Genomic DNA, 17,734 nt, shown 5'->3' with positions numbered 1-17,734 from the left:
ACGATTAAACGATTTGACAGTTAAACAAACATCACGATACTTGCGAGCCGTTTTTAACCTTACTTTCAGGATGCAATAAAAAGACGTCATTTTCTTTTACAGCACCAACAACAAGGCATTCGCTCATAAAATTGGCGATTTGCTTTTTAGGGAAATTAACAACTGCTACAATCTGACGGTTTTCTAAATCTTCTTTTTTGTACTGCGTTGTAATCTGAGCAGAAGATTTTCTAATACCTAAATCACCAAAATCTATAGTGAGTTGATAAGCAGGTTTATGTGCGTTTGGAAAATCGTTCACTTCAACAATGGTTCCCACTCTTAAATCTACCTTTGTAAAGTCTTCAAATGTTATTATATTATCTGTTGTCATGCTGAACTCGTTTCAGTATCTTTTAATCCTTTAAATGAACTTCTAAAATACAAAAATATAATGGCTTTAACACCATCAAATATGCTGCCTTTAGGCACAAAAGCTCCAGATTTCAATTTGGTAGATACTAAAGACAATCAAAAAAAATCATTAAACCAACTTAAAGGAGCTAACGGCACATTGGTAATGTTTATATGTAATCACTGCCCTTTTGTAATTCATGTTAATGAAGAATTAGTAAAATTAGCAAACGATTATAAATCAAAAGGTATTAATTGCATAGCTATTTCAAGTAATGATGTAGAAAACTATCCGCAAGATGGTCCTGATGAAATGAAAATACATGCCAAAGAAAACAACTATCCTTTTCCGTATTTGTACGACGAAACACAAGCTGTAGCAAAAGCCTATGATGCTGCATGTACACCAGACTTTTTCTTGTTTGATGAAGATTTAAAATTGGTATATGCTGGGCAATTGGATGGATCTAGACCAGGAAATGATATTCCTGTTACTGGTGAAGATTTAAGAGCTGCTATGGATGCACTTTTAAACAATGAAATTATAAACCCAAACCAAAAACCTAGTATGGGTTGTAATATTAAATGGAAATAAACCCTAAAATAGAAACCAAACGTCTCTATCTGAGACCTATCAAAGAAGATGACGATAAAGACTTCTTTGAGTTAGACTCTAACCCTAAAGTGCATGAGTTTTTAGGGAATAATCCTGTAACATCGATTGAAGAATCTCGAGGCTATATTAAAAGCATTTTACAGCAGTATAAAGACTATGGAATTGGTCGCTTAGCGATGATAAAAAAAGATACTGGTGAATTTATAGGTTGGTCTGGACTAAAATTTGAGCGTGAAGTACGCAAAGAATTTGATTATTATGATTTAGGCTACAGACTAAAAGAAAAATTTTGGGGACACGGCTTTGCTACAGAGGCTGCAATTGCGTCTTTACATTATGGCTTTAATGATCTAAAACTCAAAGAAATTTGTGCTGCTGCTTATGCGAGGCATACTGTTTCTAATATTATTCTTAAGAAAATAGGCTTAAAGCCTTCTGGTACTTTTACATATGATAATGAACTTTGTAATTGGTATACTTTGCAAAATCCAACTCCATAAAGAACAAAACCTCTTCTTCCGAAGAGGTTTTGCAATCAATCAAAAATTTATCTAAACCATATATTGAATTTAATTTATTGTTGTTGTAATTTAAAGTTAATTGGTATACTATAAGGAACACCAACTGGTTTGTTACGTTGTTTGCCAGGTTCCATTTTTGGCAATAAACTTATAATACGTGATGCTTCTTTTTCTAATAAATCATTAGGTCCACGTGTTTGAATTTTGGCAACTTTACCATGTTTATCTATTAAGAAGAATACAAATACTCTACCTTGAATATTAAGCTCTGCTGCTGCATCAGGATATCTAAAATGCTTCTGTAAATGTTCTTGCATTTTTCGTTGAAAACAAGCCTTTAATTCAGCATTATTACCAGTACAACCAGGGAACTGAGGTACTTTTTCAATAACCGCAAATGGCACTTCTACATCTTCCTCAACTTCCTCTACCTCAACTTCTTCTACACTTACTACACGTTCTTCGATAATATCGTCTTGTCCTATCTCGCTACTCTCAACAACCGTTTCCTCTATTTCAACAACATCTTCTACTACTTTTATTGCTTCAGAAACTACTGTTTTTGGTGGCGGAGGTGGCGGAGGAATACTAATATTTGTAATAGGAATATCCTCTTCCAATTGCTCTGTTAACATTAAAACATCAACTTTAGTCGTCTCTACTTCGTAAGTCTTATGTTCTAGTCCTAAGTATGTAAGGAGTAACATTACGTTTAAGCCAACAGCAAAATATAAACTGCTGTTTCGACCTACATTGGCTCTTGGGTTCTTCTTTAGTTCCATGACGTTTAATTTTATAGTATAAAGTTACCCATCATAAAGCGTAAAACATATGACATTTATCATGTTTGGAACAAACCCATTATTTTAACATTTAAAGGTTATCTAACTGGTTGTCGCTTCCGTCTTCACTAATAGTCCAAAAGAAGCCGACAAAAAAGAATTGATCTTGAGCAGGCTTTAAAGCTCTACGATTAAACTGGCCGTTGATACCTGCTGTATTAGCATATTGATAACCATTTACATTATTAAAACCTAACACGTTATTTACAGAGAAGTACAAAATCTTTTGTTGATCTAATAAATATGCCCAATTGAAGCTTAAACTATTAAAAGACTTTGTACGCTCTCCTAAAAACGCATTAGTATTTGGGTTGGTATATGGTCGTCCAGAAGAAAAATTATAACTAAGTCCAACTTGACTTTTCCAGCTGTCTATCCAATATTTACCAACAACAGATAAATTATGATTGGTGGCATAACCTGGCTGCGCAGATGCTTCAAAATTTCTGTAATTACGTTCAGTATCTAAATAAGAATAGCTTACCCAATAATCTAGATTTTTAATACTTGTATTATCTCTCCAAAACACATCTAAACCTTGTGCATAACCATCTCCATTAGAATTGTAATTGCTATCGAATGACGTCATTTCAGTATCAAACTTCACTAAGTTGTCGTAGTCTTTTCTATAAGCTTCTGCTCTAAAGATTTTACCATCATTAACATATTGATAGTTTAATATGTAATGTGATGTTTTTTCTGCCTTTAAATCTTGATTAAACTTTAATATTGAACTGTTTGGGTTTTGATAAAAATTACCATAAGCCAAAGACATTTGTCCGTTTTTAGAAGTTTTGTATGCCAATGCAGCTCTTGGTGAAACATCTAGATCACTAAATATTGAACTGTAATCTGCACGCAATCCTACTTTTAATGCGAAGTCTTTTGAAAAAATTAAATCTGCTTCTGCAAAACCTGCTGTAATATTATTGTCATAACCATAAGTGACGTCTATTGTCTCTTCTTTAAAATCTTCATTAAAGTCTGTAATAAACTGCTCTGCACCAAAACTCAACTTAAATCTACTATTGAATCGCTTTTTTAATTTCAACTTTACATGAGCAGAGTTTTCTGAGTTTTCAATATCACTTGTCATTACACCCAAATCATTTTTTGCATAGGTGTAACTTAGTCCTGTACTTAAGGTCCAATTATTTTCTAAGATGCCTTTGTATGATGTATTAAGATAGAAGTTGTTATTATTCAATTTAAAATCTAAGCCTTCTTCCAAATTGATATCTTCTTGTGTTAATTGAAATTTAGAAGTATCAAAAGCGGCATAAAATTTTAGCATACCATTGTTAAGACGATATCTATAAACCGTTTCTCCTTGCGCACCTTGGTAAGGTGTTTGCCAATCGTTTCTATCTTTAAAAACAGCCAAATAAGGTGCCAGATTAATATAATTTACATTAAAACTAAGCGAAGAACGTTCCCATTTTTGCGTATTTCCTAAAGCAGCTCCAACGGTCATTAAGCCAATATCTGTTTTTTCCTGAACTGGTTCATCAATCGTGTTTAACAATAAAACACTAGATAATGCCTGCCCAAATTCTGAAGAATAACCACCTGTTGAAAACGTAATACCATCAAACAAAAATGGAGAATAGCGGCCACGAGTTGGCATATTGTTGGCCGTTGGCGAGTACGGAGTAAAAACTCTAATACCATCAATAAAAATTTGGGTTTCGTCTGCATTACCACCACGCACAAACAAACGTCCATCCTCTGCCACATTAGAGGTTCCTGGCAAGGTTTGTAATGCACCTACAAAATCGCCTAGCGCACTTGCTGTAGTTACCACATCGAGTGGTTTTAACACAGACACTTTACTATTGTCATTTGCTTCAAACGTACCAGCACTCAACACTACAGTATCCAGAGACTCTACATCTTCTCTCAAGATGATATTTATATTTTGGAATTTTGAAACATCGTCTACAATGGTCTTTGTTTCATACGATAAAAATGAAACCACTAAGGCTTGTGTTCCTGTTTCTTCTGTGGTAAATGAAAACTCACCATCCACGTTAGATGTTGCTCCGTCATAAGTACCATCGAGATATACATTGGCTCCTTCTATCGGTTGATTTTTATTATCTAGAATCTTACCAGAAATTGTAGTTTGTGCATAGTTTATATTGATGAGACATAAAACTATTAGAGTAATTAACTTATTCATTTTTTGATTGATTTGATTTGTTCTTGTTTTGATGAGACAAACTTCAATCATTCTTAATATGAACCAAATTCTAATTTACTGAGTTGTAATTTTTGATAGACGAATTGAAAATTTTTAATTAATTTCAGATTATGAAACTAACCAACACCGAAAAACAATTCAGCGTTTTATTCTTTGTAATTGTTCTGTTTGAAATTATATCAGGAAGCACAGAAACCTTAAAAATGGCACATTATATAGCCAAGCCTGCAATTGTTATTAGCTTAATCTTTTTGTTTATTAAAACCTCTGAAGGCGTTTCAAAATCTATAAAACGGATTACGCTTTTGGCTTTAGTGTTTTCGTTATTAGGCGATATATTATTAATGTTTGTAGAGCAATCACCTCACTTTTTTACCATTGGGCTCGTTGCTTTTTTAACTGCACATATCATGTACATTCTTGCGTTTTTAAAACATAGAAACAAGCAAAAATCCTTTATTGGCTTTATAGTGTTTTTATTAATATATGCTTCAGGATTATTCTATTTACTAAAAGATGGTTTGGGCGACATGCTTATTCCTGTAATTGTCTATATGATTGTAATTTTGAGCATGGCAACCTCAGCATTTTTAAGAAAAGGCATGGTAAACAACCTCAGTTACAATCTAGTATTTACTGGTGCTATTTTCTTTATGATTTCTGATAGCATTTTAGCCTTAAACAAATTCTATGAGCCACTACCCTTCTCTAACATAAGCATTATGCTAACTTATGCCTTGGCGCAGTTTTTAATTGTAATAGGAATTTTGAAGTTGAAAAGAGGTTAAGCCTCACATCTTCAGTTTTATGAAAATATGACATAATTGATGCGTCAATTCGAGTGGATTTTTCGATTGAAATGAGAAAAATTAGTATCGAGAATCAGAATTATAGCATTAAAAAAGTTCTCGATACAATTCCTCGTACCTCAGAATCACTCGAACTGACGAATTTTATAAAAATAAAAAGGTTTACTTCTTATATGGTCTAATAATTAGTCGTGCTGCTTTATCAAAATTAATGTAATTGTATGTCCAGTTAAAGAACACAATCACTCTGTTTCTAAAACCTACTAAAGACATAAGGTGCACAAACATCCAAATAAACCAGGCAAAAAAGCCACCAAACTTATAAGGTTTTAAATCTACTACAGCTTTATTACGACCAATAGTCGCCATAGAACCTTTATCAAAATACTTAAAAGGTTTCATTGGTTGCTTTTGCGCTAATTTTAATAAATTTTTACCCAATAACTTTCCTTGTTGTATAGCTGGTTGTGCCACTTGCGGATGACCTTTAGGGTAATCTTCTGAAGTCATAAGCGCAATATCTCCAATGGCAAAAATATTATCGTAACCTTCAACTTGATTAAATTCGTTCACCTTGTATCTGTTGGCACGATCTACCAGAGCAGAAGCATTTAATCCTCCTACTGGTGCACCTGTAACTCCTGCTGCCCAAATTAAAGTTTCGGATTGTAATTTTAAATCTGTGTTTGTAGATACCACTAACCCATCATAATCTGTAACTTGGGTATTACAGTGTACGTTTACACCTAAAGCTTTTAAAAATTTCTCTGCCTTTTTAGAAGCATGCTCACTCATGGGAGGTAAAACTCTTGTTGAACCCTCTAACAAATGAATATGCATGTCATTAGCATTAAGATCGTGGTAGTCTCTTGGTAAAATATTATTCTTTAATTCCGCAATAGCACCTGCTAATTCTACTCCAGTTGGTCCGCCTCCTACAATAACAAAGTTAAGATAGGCTTCGCGCTCTTCTTTTGTATTTGCAATTGCTGCTTTTTCAAAATTTTGAAGAATAAGACTTCTAATATTTAATGCTTGTGGTACACTTTTCATTGGCATACTATTCTTCTCAATATCTGTATTGCCAAAAAAATTAGTTTTTGTTCCTGTTGCCAACACTAAGTAATCGTAGGTTAAATCTCCAATGCTGGTTTTAATGTTTTTTTGCTCTGGTTGTATTTCATTGACTTCTGCCAATCTAAAAAATGAAGTTTTATGCTTTTTTATAATTTTCCTCAGTGGATAAGCTATAGAATCTGGCTCTAAACCAGAACTAGACACCTGATATAAAAGCGGTTGAAAGGTGTGGTAGTTGTGCTTATCTATTAATACAACTTGAAGATTTTTATTCGCTATTGTTTTTGCTAAATTTATACCAGCAAAACCACCACCAATAATGACAACTCTTGGTAGATTGGACTGAGGAATATTCATAAAAATGTAATTGGAAATTATACTTACAAAAATACGAATTCAGAACCCTAAAACAGGTTGATTAAAGAAATGTCTTTCAATTTTGTAACAATATTAACATTACAACTACTAATAGTATAACTAACCAAATAGATTAATTGAACAAAGAACTTGAACATAGTTTTGTAGAGCAGTTGCAGAAGCATCAAAACATTGTACATAAGGTATGTCGTTTGTATACCAACAATGCCGATGCGCATAACGATTTGTTTCAGGAAATAACCATACAACTGTGGAAAGCCTATCCTAAGTTTAGAGGAGATTCTAAATTTAGTACATGGATGTATCGTGTAGGATTAAATACAGCCATTACACTGTATAGAAAATCGAAACGACGCATTAATACACAAGAGTTTGATAGTGTTCAATTTAAAATAAAAGCTGAAGAATACGACGACACCGAAGAACAACAGTTGAAGCTTATGTACCAAGCTGTACAACAGTTAAATGACATTGAAAAAGCGTTAGTATTTCTATACCTAGAAGATAAAGATTACAGAGAGATAAGTGAAACACTAGGTATCACAGAAGTAAATGCACGAGTGAAAATGAACCGTGTAAAAAAGAAACTAAAAACAATTTTAAATCCGTAAGCTCATGGATGAATTAGAGTTATTAAAAAAGGATTGGAACAAAGGAACTGAAACATTCAAAAATTATTCAGGTTCTGATATTTACCCAATGTTGCATAAAAAATCATCGTCTATTGTAAAAACCTTGTTTTACATTAGTGTTGCAGAACTTGTCTTTTGGGTACTTGTCAGTTATGTTCCGTATTTCTTTTCTGATAAAATGCGAGCAAAACTAGAAGCCAGCTATGAAAACCCTCTTTTTACAGGATTAACAATTTTTGGTTTTGCAGTAGTTGCATTATTTGTATATCTACTTTACAAATCTCATAAATCTATATCCTCTACAGATAACGCAAAAAAATTAATGGAGAGCATCTTAAAAACAAGAAAAGTGATTAAGTACTATGTACTCTACAACCTTGTTATGATTTTTATTTCTATACCGCTTTCGCTTTATTTTGAATTTAATCAAAACTCAGAATTTCACGATCAGGTTGCTGCTTTTGACAACACCCAAATGACAGTTCTTGTTGCTGTAACTATATTAGTAACTGCAATATTCTTAGGAATTATATGGCTATTTTACAGACTTATTTACGGTATTCTATTAAAACGTCTGAATAGCAATTATAGTGAGCTTAAAAAACTAGAAGTTTGAGTTTAGATTATTTGAGTTTTAGACTCATCAGACTTTTAGACATATGTGATCAAACTAGCATCTCGTCTGCAGTCTAGTCGGGCAAAATTACCAATCACGAAGTTTATTTAAGCGCTCTTGTTCTTCTAATTCTTCTTGTGGAATAACCTTTAAAAAAGAAGGATGTTGCTCAATGGCATATTCAATCTTTTCAACAATTTCTGCTATAGATTCATTATCATAATCTATCTCTAAAGGCTCTTTTACTTCAAAAGTTTGATAGATATTTTTCTTTTTAATACGTAATCCTTTTTTATCAAAAGAACGTCTAAAACCATCAATAACAATAGGTACAACCAAAGGTTTGTATGTTTTTATAATATGAGCTGTACCCTTTCTAATTGGCTTAAATGGTGTTGTAGTACCTTGTGGAAACGTAACTACCCAACCATCATCTAATGCGCGTTTTATAGCTGTAATATCACTCATTTTAACCTGGCGATTAACGTCCTTTCCTTGCGAACGCCATGTACGCTCTATACTAATAGAACCTGTGTACGCAAAAATTTTAGGTATTAAACCAGATTTCATCGTCTCCTTAGCAGCAACATAATACATATTTAGCTTAGGATTCCATAAATAACCAACATTTTTAATATTGTCTAATCGTCCGCTAAGACTGGCATTAAACACATGAAACATAGCTATAACATCTGCAAAGTATGTTTGGTGGTTAGATATAAATAACACATTGGTATCTGGTAAGTTTTTTATAATTTCAGAACCTTCAATCTGCAGTTCGTTAAAACCTCTAAAACGTCTATGTGTTAAAAGGCCTAAGATTCTGATTAACCATTTTTTTACCCAGAGTATATGTCCGAAAGGATTTTTTTTGAATAATCCCATTATAAAATTTCAATTTTTGTGAATGACAAAAGTAATAAATAAGACAACTTATAAAACTTGTTTTAACAAGTCTTTGATTTCACCCAGCATCATTGCTGTTGCTCCCCAAACAATATGACCATTTAATTTAAAGGCTGGTACATCTACCCTAATATTTAAGGATGTCGGCACATTAGTGGTAATAATATTACTTTCGTCTAAAAATTCTTGTATATGAACTTCGAGAATATCCTCTACCTCCTCATCTTGTTTTACAAACTGCGGTGTTGTATCCATAAGTCCTAAATAAGGATGCACCATAAAATTACTTGGTGGAATGTACAATGGTGAAATGGTCTTAATTACATTCACCTTATCCATCGGTACACCAACTTCTTCTTCTGTCTCTCGCAAAGCAGTAAACATTAAATTATCATCGGTATCCTCGTACTTACCGCCAGGAAAACCAACCTGATTAGAGTGTACACCCTTGTAGGTCTTTCTTAGAATTAACACCAAATGCGTTTCCTCTTTTTGATCTGGATAAAACAAAGCCATAACACCAGCAGTCTTAGCCGTTTTAGCTTTTTCCTTCATGCGTTCTGCCAAGTCTAATCGGTAAGGTGGAGACATTTTGGCGTGCGATTGTTCGCCAAAAAGCTCTAGATGTTTTATTTTTACTACAGATTCAGAAAACGTATTAAAGCGCATTTATGAGATTTCAATTAATGTTTATAATCGTTCTTTTTTTATGGAACTGTGAAGATAAGCAAACTTCAAAAAATTCTAACACTACTGTTGTAAAAGATACTATATCAAAGGAGAAGCCAACTCAAAAAAAGAAAACTAAAAAAACATCAAAATTCCCTGTTCTTACGGATGCTAATGCCATGGAGTTCTTTTTAGAATATGACAAAGAACACAAGGAGAATAAAGTACGACTTACAACTGATTTTGGAGATATAGACCTATTACTCTATGATAAAACCAAGTTTCATCGTTCTAATTTCATTTATCTTACCAAACGTAAGTACTTTGATGGTACACAATTTTACAGAGTTGTAAAAGATTTTATAATTCAAGGAGGAAGCAGTGATGGCTTAGACCTTTATAAAAAGCGACGCAAAATCGGAAAATATCTTTTACCTCCAGATACTAAACGTGGCTATACACACCAACGTGGTTCTATCTCAATGCCAAGTAGCGAAATTGAAAACGCATACAAACTCGCCTCGCCATTTCAATTTTTTATTGTTGTAAACAGAGAAAAAGCCAAACATCTAGATGGTGACTATACAGTTTTTGGAGAAGTTATAAAAGGCATGGATGTGGTAGATAAAATTAATGCTGTAAAGACCGATGATGGTAACTGGCCAGTAAATAATGTTTACATTAGAAAGGTAGAAATTATAGAATAATTAAGAAGTCTACTGCACTATTTTCTTTATCTTGTTTCTCTAAAACTAATTTAACTAAAACAATGATTTCTAAAGTATTTAAAGCTACCGTTTTAAGCAGTATCATCTTATTTACAAGTTGCAAAGAAGAACAAAAAACCGACGACAAATCAATGACTGAAAATATTCTGTTACAAGAATGGACAGGCCCTTACCAAGGTGTTCCTGCTTTTGACAAAATGAATGTAGCTGATGTAAAAGAAGCTGTTGAAAAAGGCATGGAATTACAATTAGAAGAAATTGATGCCATTGCCAATAATACAGAAGCACCAACTTTTGAAAACACCATCGTCGCCATGGAAAGTGCAGGCAAAACTTTAGATCGTGTGTTTACCTATTATGGCATATTATCTAGCAATATGTCTTCACCAGAATTTAGAGAAGTTCAAGCAGAATTAGCACCAAAACTTTCAGAATTTCGTTCTAAGATTTCTCAGAATGAAAAACTTTTTCAACGCATCAAAGCCGTTTATGAAGCTTCACAAAAAAGTTCTCTAGAACCACAAGAGCAACGTGTTGTAGATTTAACATACAAACAATTTGAAATGAATGGTGCCAACCTTGATGCTGAAAAGAAAAAACGCTATGCCGAAATAAACAAAGAACTTTCAACCTTATACACTAAGTTTTCTAACAATGTGCTGCATGATGAAGAAAACTATGTGACTTATTTAACCGAAGACCAACTTGGTGGTTTGTCTGATGGTTTTATAAAATCGGCTGCTAAAATAGCTGCAGACAAAGGCAAAGAAGGCATGTATGCTATTACCAACACACGCTCTTCTATGGATCCGTTCCTTACCTACTCTACTGAGCGAGAATTACGTAAGCAGGTTTGGGAAAACTACTACTCTAGAGGAGATAATGGAGATGAATACGATAACAATCAAATTATTGCCGAAATTTTAAAACTACGTAAAGAACGTGTCGGACTGTTGGGTTATGATAATTATGCTGAGTGGAGATTACAAGACCGAATGGCAAAAAACCCTGAAAACGCTATGGATTTAATGCTAAAGGTTTGGCCTGCAGCAACCGCAAGAGTTAAAGAAGAAGTTGCAGACATGCAAGCTGTTGCAAATGAGCTTGGCGATAACATTACGATAGAACCTTGGGATTACCGTTACTATGCCGAAAAAGTTCGTAAAAAGAAATACGATTTAGATAGCGATGAAGTAAAACAATACCTTCAGTTAGACAAATTAACCGAAGCTATGTTCTTTGTGGCTGGAGAAATTTTTAATTATAAATTTACACCTGTTGAAGAAGGCTCAGTCCCTGTGTTTCATGAGGATGTAAAGGTTTGGGAAGTTACAGATAAAGACTCTGGCAAACACATTGGGCTTTGGTATCTAGATCCTTATGCTCGCGAAGGTAAGCGTTCTGGTGCTTGGGCTACAACTTACAGAAGTTCTACCACTTTTGAAGGGCAAACCAATGTATTAGCATCTAACAACTCTAACTTTGTAAAGCCAGCACCTGGCGAAGCGGTTTTAGTGTCTTGGGATGATGCTACAACATTTTTCCATGAGTTTGGGCACGCATTACACTTCTTTGCGGCAGATGTAAAGTATCCAACTTTACAGGGAGGTGTTAGAGATTATACCGAGTTTCAATCGCAATTGCTAGAACGTTGGTTATCTACAGATAAAGTTATCAATCAATTTTTGGTACACCACGAAACAGGAAAACCAATTCCAGCAGAATTGGTTGAAAAAATTAAAAAAACAGCAACGTTTAATCAAGGTTTTGGTACGACAGAATATTTAGCCTCTGCTTTAATTGATATGAAACTACACTTAGCAGATCCAACTAATATAGATATAGATAAATTTGAGCGTGAAGCCTTAGACGAGTTAGGTATGCCAAAAGAATTGCCAATGCGTCACAGAACACCACATTTTGGACACGTATTTTCTGGTGAAGGTTATGCCACAGCATACTATGGTTATATGTGGGCAGATGTATTAACGAGTGATGCCTCTGAAGCTTTTAAAGAAGCACCAGATGGGTTTTACGACAAAGCTGTTGCTGACAAATTAGTAAAATACTTGTTTGCACCACGCAACGCTATGGATCCTGCAGAAGCGTACCGACTATTTAGAGGACGTGACGCTAAGATTGAAGCCTTAATGCGCGATAGAGGCTTTCCTGTTCCTAAGAATTAAGATGTTTTCAATATATATTTAAAAGCCATCACAAATTGTGATGGCTTTTTATTTTTAGTTATTGAGAAGAAGTACTATTATTTTTTTTTAAATTGTTCATTATAAATATATAAGTTGGATATACGTAATATGTATATCCATTTGTTGCCCACAATTAAAAACAAACATTACTAACAAAAACGAACGAATGAAAAAAACTATTTTTTTAAGTGCTTTAGTAGCAATCGGAATTACATTTACGAATTGCTCAAGCGACGATGACTCAAACGCAGATACAACTGCACCAACAATTTCAATACAAAGTCCAGATTTAAACCAAACGTATTCAACGGATTTAGGAAATGGATTAGGTCCTGAATTAGTAAATTTAACAGCGCAAGGTGTTGACGAAACAAGAATATCGACAATGAAATTAACAGTTACGAATAGTGACGGAACTATTGTTTTAGAAGATAATGCTGAAAGTACACCGAATAGCGATACTCAACTCTTGATTTCTGAAAATTTTAGCACAACGAATGCGGGAACTTATAATGTAGTTTTCACCGCAACAGATGCGAGCGGAAATGTTGCTACATCAAATCCAAGAACATTCACTTACGAAGATTAATAAATGATTGTAGGCAATTATTTTTAACAAATCGAAATAGCATCTGAACGCGGAAATAACTGTGGGCAACACCGTATATAACTCATAGCTAATCAGCTGCTTAAATGAAGTTAAGGCATATTTGGAAAGTCGCCAAATTTTTAAATTTGACGACTTTCCAATAAAAAAGATAAATAGTAAAATTTAAAAATCTGGCTTGTGCTCAACCGAAAATAATTTTCTAATTTACACGCTACGAGCCATATACAAGACCGTTAGGCATAAGTTAACAAAACACTGCGAAATGAAATTTGAAATTCCATTTGACGAAAATATTTATAATGAACAAATGAAGCTTCAATTTGACAATGTTTGGTCTGAAGGTTTTAAAAAGAACAAATCAAAATTATATATTGGAATTCCATTTTTCTTACTCGGAATATTAGCTGTTTATGGCAATGGTAATATTGGTTATGTATTTATTGTTTTAAGTCTGTTATTTTTCTACAAATACTATGAATACTATCAATATTATCATAAAAATAAAAAAAGATACTTCTTTGAATCTGAAAAGTTCTCGTTAGAGCAGAAAGAAGTTCAAGATATAAGTGTGTGGGAATTCAAAGATGAATATTTCAGGTATAAATGCTTTAAGTGTGATTATAAATTAGATTGGTCTCTATTTACTGGGTTTGAAATAATAGACAATAACATATTTATTAAAACCAAAGATGTTAATCATAGCTATATTGTTGGAAAATCTGAATTAGGAGAATCTGAATTTAGTAAGATCATTGAGTTCTTAACAACAAAAATAAAAACCAGTGCCTAACAATGTATAACCGCAATTACGGCGGATTCGACTACGTCCGAATCCACTCGGAATTGCTAACGTCAGTACTAAACCGAAAATCATTATCTTTAATCCCGTAACTGACGGTTATACGAGACCGTTGGCATGCATTTAAACCCAAAATCCTAAAAAAATAAATTGAAACGAATTTTAATAATTATAGCTGTTGCAATTTTTGCATTTTTAGGTTACTTAATCTATGGCTTTTTATCATTTAATTGGTTGGCTGATGATTGTGGAATGGATGATGGACCATTTATTGCTGTATTAGTTGAACCAATAAAAATTTCGGAATCAGCTCAAGAATTTGACTTATCTGAAAATGGAAAATTAATTATTGACAACCGAACTGACTCGCTCTCACCTATTTTGACTTTAAAAGAGAATGGACAAATAAAATGGACTTTGGATACTGATACTAGAAACACCAAAGAGTACGCAAATACTCGAATCTGGAATATAAGAAAAGTAGAACTCTTGAATAAATCTAATCCGATTGAACTTCAATTCTTTGCGGACTGGACTTATGGAGCGGAATCAGGCTCAATGGAAATTGATAGAAAAAATGGTGAAAACAGTTTCTGTTTGAGTTGGTAGAAATAAAAACGACATGCCAACAACGGCTATAGTTCATTACGGCTGAAATTCCTAATCGGAATTTCGAGCCTTTTTGCTAAATTTATGGTTACGGCGGAATGATACTCGCGTACCATTCCGTAACGAAACCATAGCCAAAACCGTTGTAAACAATTTATGAAAACCATAAAAAGCATTATAATTTTAGTTCTTTTTTTGACTTTTAGTTGTCAACAAGAAAAGAAATCATCAGAAAGAAATACTGATTCAAAAATTGAACTTGACAAAAATAATTCAGAAACGGAACCCAAATCTGACAACAATTCTATCTCAAAAAAGAATTCTGAAAATGCGGTTTTTCGGGATATTACAGAATTAGAAAAGTATAACGGATTTAAAAAAATCAGCGGACAAGTTTTAGGTAATTCTGACAAAGCTTTGGTTTACATTCAAAAGGACAGTTTAAAAGTCTTAATTCTAGAAAAAATAATAAAAAACTCATCACCTAAACCCAATTATTCAATTCTTGATGAAGTGAGTTTGACATTTGAAAATTCCGACCAATATATTGCCTTAACTCATTGTGAGTTAATTGAAAATCCTGATAACAAAATAATATTTAGCTTGGTTGAAAATGAGGAAGTTGAATATTTCGATAAAATATTAAAAACTTGGATTATTGATTTAAACGAAAATAAGTTTAAAGAAATTGAGACAGACAAAGTTAAATGCTTGAATGAATAGTTCGGTTATGACGGATAAAAAACTGTTTACAACAATGTATAACCGCAATTACGGCGGATTCGACTACCCTTCGACTGCGCTCAGGGCAGGCTTAAACGAATCCACTCGGAATTGCTAACGTCAGTGCTAAACCGAAAATTATTAACTTTAATCCCGTAACTGAGGGTTATACGAGACCGTTGGCAACTATTAAGAAATGCATCAAATACAAAACAATCAAGGTGAATTTTCGTCCATAAGTAATCTCATAGAATACATTATGAAAACTTGTGCGAATCACTTTAAAGAGAAAAGAGCACTAGCATTCGCATTAATTGTTTACGACTTTGAAGATCCACAGGTCATAGAAATACTTCAAAACCAAAAATACTTTGATGCTTTAGACTATATCTCAGGAGATAAACTAACCGTATTTTATATCAACAGTCAATATTTAGATTATCAAAGTAAAGTAGCTTCCGAATCCAACTTAATGCATATTGAACTAGGGGTGCAAAAAATTGGCGGACCTGTAAACGTTAGCCCTAAAATCATTGCTGAAAACCTAATAAATAAGGAAAACCTTCCTTCACCTTCTGTCTTATTTTTCACTGTTTCCGAAAATGTTATTACAAATTTCACTATCGCTCAGCTTAGACATCAAGAAGTTGAAAAAGGATTTATTGAATTAAAAGAAATTATTAAAAATGGGGTTGGAAGCCTTGACAAGGTTCAAGATGACTACAAAGAAAACAAACCTGAAATATTCAATTTGATAAAAGGTTCAATAGAAGCTTCTGAATTTTGGAAGAATGGAGCAATAGGATTTAATAAGCTGATGAAGATTAAAAGCTTCATATCATTTTGGAAAGTATAAAAAAACAGTTGCTAACAAGGTGTATAGCCAATAGGGCATTTGGAGATAAATTGAAAGTTCTGTTCTTTGAGCAGGCAACGCCAAAACAAAGTTTTGACGTTTAACAAAAAGAAAATTAAAAGCAAAAACGTTTGTTTTGGCTTAGTGGTAAACCGAAAGTGAAGTCCTTCGAATCTGCCCTACTGTCCATACACAGAACGTTGTAAACAATGCCCCAAGCAGGACGATGGAAATAAAATATCGATATTGAATGAATAAAATTTTTGCTTTATTTCTGACCATAAATATCCTAATGATAAGTTGCGACGGAAATAACAATTCCAGATTTGAACATAAAGAATGGCATACATCACCTGACAGAAGTCCTTTGTCTTCCACATTGTATCCGTTTATCGAATGGAAGGATGCAATGGAAATTAAAATCGGACTGACTGAAAAAAATGCGGAATTTGACTTTCAATATTACCATCATCCAATTAATGCAATTGTGTTCACGAAATCACCAAAAAATGAGAATTATGAAATCGCACTTAAATTATCTAAGAATAAAAAAGAAGTGACTGACATAAGCTTCCTGAAATTGGATTTGAAAAATGAATAAAGCACTGTTTACAACAATGTATAACCGCAATTACGGCGGATTCGACTGCGTCCGAATCCACTCGGAATTGCTAACGCCAGTTCTTAACCGTAAAACACTATCTTTAATCCCGTAATTTACGGTTATACAAAACCGTTGCCCAAAATTATGAAAAGCATCTTTGCAATCTTATTTTCACTTCTGCTAGTTCAGTATATTTTTGGGCAAAAAACACCTGTTTCTTATGTGAATGATTCACGGATTGGAAATAATCAAGGTTGGGTAATTGACAATAAAATATCTGAAATAACTCTCAAAACAGACAGTGAATTTGAATTTTGGAGTAGACAAGTAATTAATTCTTGTTTAACTTGGAGAGAATATAATGGAATTTGGGAAAGAAAAAACGATACAATCTTTTTTTATGACCAGTATGAGGTAAAAGCAAGTGATTCTCATTTTAGTTTTTCAACTAACAACCAAAACGAATTTTTCCAACTAGAATTTAAAACGGATAAAGGCTCTGACTTAACTAACAAAAATATCAATATCGCATTTCTTTTTGATTTGGGAGAAGAAGATTGGGAAATTGAAGAGTTTGAAATGATACTGGAAGATGATTTCAGCTTAAAAATTCCCTTTAAAAATATTCCGAATATAAATAAGCTCGCAACAATACGTTTTATATACTATTTAGGCAACGGAGAGAAACGATTTGGATTTATATCAGCAGACGAAACACCGACTGAAAAAGAAAAAGAGCTTCCAAATATGATAGAAGTGACTTTAATAGAACAACCTGAAAAGGAAATAGTCAAAAGAATAACTAAAGGGATTTTCATCGATGATGAAATTAAAATTATCTCTACACAAAAGAACAAAACGAAATTAAAAGATGAAACGCCTGAATTGATATTTAAAGAATTTTATAAAAAAGAAACTGAAAATTAACACCTACCG

20 protein-coding genes are annotated in these 17,734 nt (G+C 33.2%); 14 read left to right on the top strand and 6 right to left on the bottom strand.

The genetic code is table 11. The features are described 5' to 3' along the window. Window positions 1-31: 31 nt before the first annotated feature. Complete coding sequence (locus V1468_RS06935; protein ID WP_331809508.1) at window positions 32-373, bottom strand: tRNA-binding protein; 342 nt, start codon at window positions 371-373, stop codon at window positions 32-34. Between the two features lie 60 nt (window positions 374-433). Between V1468_RS06935 and V1468_RS06930 the strand changes: the two genes are divergently transcribed. Both V1468_RS06930 and V1468_RS06925 read left to right on the top strand, forming a co-directional pair. Further along, complete coding sequence (locus tag V1468_RS06930; RefSeq protein ID WP_331809507.1) at window positions 434-988, top strand: thioredoxin family protein; 555 nt, start codon at window positions 434-436, stop codon at window positions 986-988. Beyond that, on the top strand, window positions 979-1,509 hold the full coding sequence (locus V1468_RS06925) for a GNAT family N-acetyltransferase (RefSeq protein WP_331809506.1): 531 nt from the start codon (window positions 979-981) through the stop codon (window positions 1,507-1,509). Before V1468_RS06930 ends, V1468_RS06925 begins: the two co-directional genes overlap by 10 nt. Before the next feature lie 74 nt (window positions 1,510-1,583). Here the strand turns inward: V1468_RS06925 and V1468_RS06920 are convergent, their stop codons facing one another. After that, window positions 1,584-2,312, bottom strand: a complete 729-nt coding sequence (locus V1468_RS06920; RefSeq protein WP_331809505.1) for an energy transducer TonB — start codon at window positions 2,310-2,312, stop codon at window positions 1,584-1,586. Between the two features lie 91 nt (window positions 2,313-2,403). Continuing rightward, window positions 2,404-4,554 carry a TonB-dependent receptor gene (locus V1468_RS06915; protein WP_331809504.1) on the bottom strand — a complete coding sequence of 717 codons (2,151 nt, stop codon included), beginning with the start codon at window positions 4,552-4,554 and terminating at the stop codon, window positions 2,404-2,406. Between the two features lie 131 nt (window positions 4,555-4,685). Here V1468_RS06915 and V1468_RS06910 point away from each other — a divergent pair, with 131 nt between their 5' ends. Further along, window positions 4,686-5,363 (top strand): lysoplasmalogenase, encoded by a 678-nt coding sequence (locus V1468_RS06910; RefSeq protein ID WP_331809503.1) that lies wholly within the window; start codon window positions 4,686-4,688, stop codon window positions 5,361-5,363. 183 nt (window positions 5,364-5,546) lie between these two features. On the opposite strand, the gene V1468_RS06905 is transcribed toward V1468_RS06910, so the two are convergent. Next, window positions 5,547-6,818 carry an NAD(P)/FAD-dependent oxidoreductase gene (locus V1468_RS06905; RefSeq protein ID WP_331809502.1) on the bottom strand — a complete coding sequence of 424 codons (1,272 nt, stop codon included), beginning with the start codon at window positions 6,816-6,818 and terminating at the stop codon, window positions 5,547-5,549. Between the two features lie 137 nt (window positions 6,819-6,955). Between V1468_RS06905 and V1468_RS06900 the strand changes: the two genes are divergently transcribed. Together V1468_RS06900 and V1468_RS06895 are read left to right on the top strand one after the other, a co-directional pair. After that, window positions 6,956-7,450 carry an RNA polymerase sigma factor gene (locus V1468_RS06900; RefSeq protein ID WP_278005687.1) on the top strand — a complete coding sequence of 165 codons (495 nt, stop codon included), beginning with the start codon at window positions 6,956-6,958 and terminating at the stop codon, window positions 7,448-7,450. A 4-nt stretch (window positions 7,451-7,454) separates the two neighbouring features. Continuing rightward, complete coding sequence (locus tag V1468_RS06895; RefSeq protein ID WP_331809501.1) at window positions 7,455-8,087, top strand: hypothetical protein; 633 nt, start codon at window positions 7,455-7,457, stop codon at window positions 8,085-8,087. A gap of 87 nt (window positions 8,088-8,174) precedes the next feature. Here V1468_RS06895 and V1468_RS06890 read toward each other — a convergent pair whose 3' ends face one another. Then, window positions 8,175-8,972, bottom strand: coding sequence for a lysophospholipid acyltransferase family protein (locus V1468_RS06890; RefSeq protein ID WP_331809500.1), 798 nt, complete (start codon window positions 8,970-8,972; stop codon window positions 8,175-8,177). 48 nt (window positions 8,973-9,020) lie between these two features. Beyond that, a complete protein-coding gene (locus tag V1468_RS06885) occupies window positions 9,021-9,662 on the bottom strand; it encodes an NUDIX hydrolase (protein WP_331809499.1) in 642 nt (213 codons plus the stop codon). A 2-nt stretch (window positions 9,663-9,664) separates the two neighbouring features. Here V1468_RS06885 and V1468_RS06880 point away from each other — a divergent pair, with 2 nt between their 5' ends. The 9 genes from V1468_RS06880 to V1468_RS06840 all read left to right on the top strand — a co-directional run bounded on the left by V1468_RS06880 (window position 9,665) and on the right by V1468_RS06840 (window position 17,725). Further along, the gene (locus tag V1468_RS06880) at window positions 9,665-10,369 is read left to right on the top strand and encodes a peptidylprolyl isomerase (RefSeq protein ID WP_331809498.1); all 705 of its coding nucleotides are present in this window, start codon (window positions 9,665-9,667) and stop codon (window positions 10,367-10,369) included. A gap of 62 nt (window positions 10,370-10,431) precedes the next feature. Then, window positions 10,432-12,576: a M3 family metallopeptidase gene (locus V1468_RS06875; RefSeq protein ID WP_331809497.1), complete on the top strand. Its 2,145-nt coding sequence runs from the start codon at window positions 10,432-10,434 to the stop codon at window positions 12,574-12,576. Between the two features lie 187 nt (window positions 12,577-12,763). After that, entirely contained in the window at window positions 12,764-13,186 is a 423-nt protein-coding gene (locus tag V1468_RS06870; RefSeq protein WP_331809496.1) for a hypothetical protein, read from the top strand. A 283-nt stretch (window positions 13,187-13,469) separates the two neighbouring features. Beyond that, window positions 13,470-13,997, top strand: a complete 528-nt coding sequence (locus tag V1468_RS06865) for a hypothetical protein (protein WP_331809495.1) — start codon at window positions 13,470-13,472, stop codon at window positions 13,995-13,997. Window positions 13,998-14,156: 159 nt separating this feature from the next. Next, entirely contained in the window at window positions 14,157-14,615 is a 459-nt protein-coding gene (locus V1468_RS06860) for a hypothetical protein (RefSeq protein WP_331809494.1), read from the top strand. Between the two features lie 156 nt (window positions 14,616-14,771). After that, entirely contained in the window at window positions 14,772-15,338 is a 567-nt protein-coding gene (locus tag V1468_RS06855; protein ID WP_331809493.1) for a hypothetical protein, read from the top strand. A gap of 196 nt (window positions 15,339-15,534) precedes the next feature. Beyond that, a complete protein-coding gene (locus tag V1468_RS06850; protein ID WP_331809492.1) occupies window positions 15,535-16,194 on the top strand; it encodes a hypothetical protein in 660 nt (219 codons plus the stop codon). Window positions 16,195-16,444: 250 nt separating this feature from the next. Next, complete coding sequence (locus tag V1468_RS06845) at window positions 16,445-16,795, top strand: hypothetical protein (RefSeq protein ID WP_331809491.1); 351 nt, start codon at window positions 16,445-16,447, stop codon at window positions 16,793-16,795. Window positions 16,796-16,942: 147 nt separating this feature from the next. Continuing rightward, the gene (locus tag V1468_RS06840) at window positions 16,943-17,725 is read left to right on the top strand and encodes a hypothetical protein (protein WP_331809490.1); all 783 of its coding nucleotides are present in this window, start codon (window positions 16,943-16,945) and stop codon (window positions 17,723-17,725) included. Window positions 17,726-17,734 lie beyond the last annotated feature (9 nt).

Source organism: Winogradskyella poriferorum, assembly GCF_036553625.1.
Lineage (GTDB): Bacteria > Bacteroidota > Bacteroidia > Flavobacteriales > Flavobacteriaceae > Winogradskyella > Winogradskyella poriferorum.
Note: the sequence above shows the minus strand (reverse complement) of the source record. Positions and strands in the feature narration are given on the sequence as shown.

Coding starts and splice junctions, on each gene's coding strand:
- V1468_RS06855 (WP_331809493.1), top strand. CDS start 14,772: ATGAAAACCATAAAAAGCATTATAATTTTAGTTCTTTTTTTGACTTTT.
- V1468_RS06870 (WP_331809496.1), top strand. CDS start 12,764: ATGAAAAAAACTATTTTTTTAAGTGCTTTAGTAGCAATCGGAATTACA.
- V1468_RS06920 (WP_331809505.1), bottom strand. CDS start 2,312: ATGGAACTAAAGAAGAACCCAAGAGCCAATGTAGGTCGAAACAGCAGT.
- V1468_RS06845 (WP_331809491.1), top strand. CDS start 16,445: ATGAATAAAATTTTTGCTTTATTTCTGACCATAAATATCCTAATGATA.
- V1468_RS06935 (WP_331809508.1), bottom strand. CDS start 373: ATGACAACAGATAATATAATAACATTTGAAGACTTTACAAAGGTAGAT.
- V1468_RS06890 (WP_331809500.1), bottom strand. CDS start 8,972: ATGGGATTATTCAAAAAAAATCCTTTCGGACATATACTCTGGGTAAAA.
- V1468_RS06895 (WP_331809501.1), top strand. CDS start 7,455: ATGGATGAATTAGAGTTATTAAAAAAGGATTGGAACAAAGGAACTGAA.
- V1468_RS06930 (WP_331809507.1), top strand. CDS start 434: ATGGCTTTAACACCATCAAATATGCTGCCTTTAGGCACAAAAGCTCCA.
- V1468_RS06925 (WP_331809506.1), top strand. CDS start 979: ATGGAAATAAACCCTAAAATAGAAACCAAACGTCTCTATCTGAGACCT.
- V1468_RS06865 (WP_331809495.1), top strand. CDS start 13,470: ATGAAATTTGAAATTCCATTTGACGAAAATATTTATAATGAACAAATG.
- V1468_RS06905 (WP_331809502.1), bottom strand. CDS start 6,818: ATGAATATTCCTCAGTCCAATCTACCAAGAGTTGTCATTATTGGTGGT.
- V1468_RS06880 (WP_331809498.1), top strand. CDS start 9,665: ATGAGATTTCAATTAATGTTTATAATCGTTCTTTTTTTATGGAACTGT.
- V1468_RS06875 (WP_331809497.1), top strand. CDS start 10,432: ATGATTTCTAAAGTATTTAAAGCTACCGTTTTAAGCAGTATCATCTTA.
- V1468_RS06885 (WP_331809499.1), bottom strand. CDS start 9,662: ATGCGCTTTAATACGTTTTCTGAATCTGTAGTAAAAATAAAACATCTA.
- V1468_RS06850 (WP_331809492.1), top strand. CDS start 15,535: ATGCATCAAATACAAAACAATCAAGGTGAATTTTCGTCCATAAGTAAT.
- V1468_RS06915 (WP_331809504.1), bottom strand. CDS start 4,554: ATGAATAAGTTAATTACTCTAATAGTTTTATGTCTCATCAATATAAAC.
- V1468_RS06910 (WP_331809503.1), top strand. CDS start 4,686: ATGAAACTAACCAACACCGAAAAACAATTCAGCGTTTTATTCTTTGTA.
- V1468_RS06840 (WP_331809490.1), top strand. CDS start 16,943: ATGAAAAGCATCTTTGCAATCTTATTTTCACTTCTGCTAGTTCAGTAT.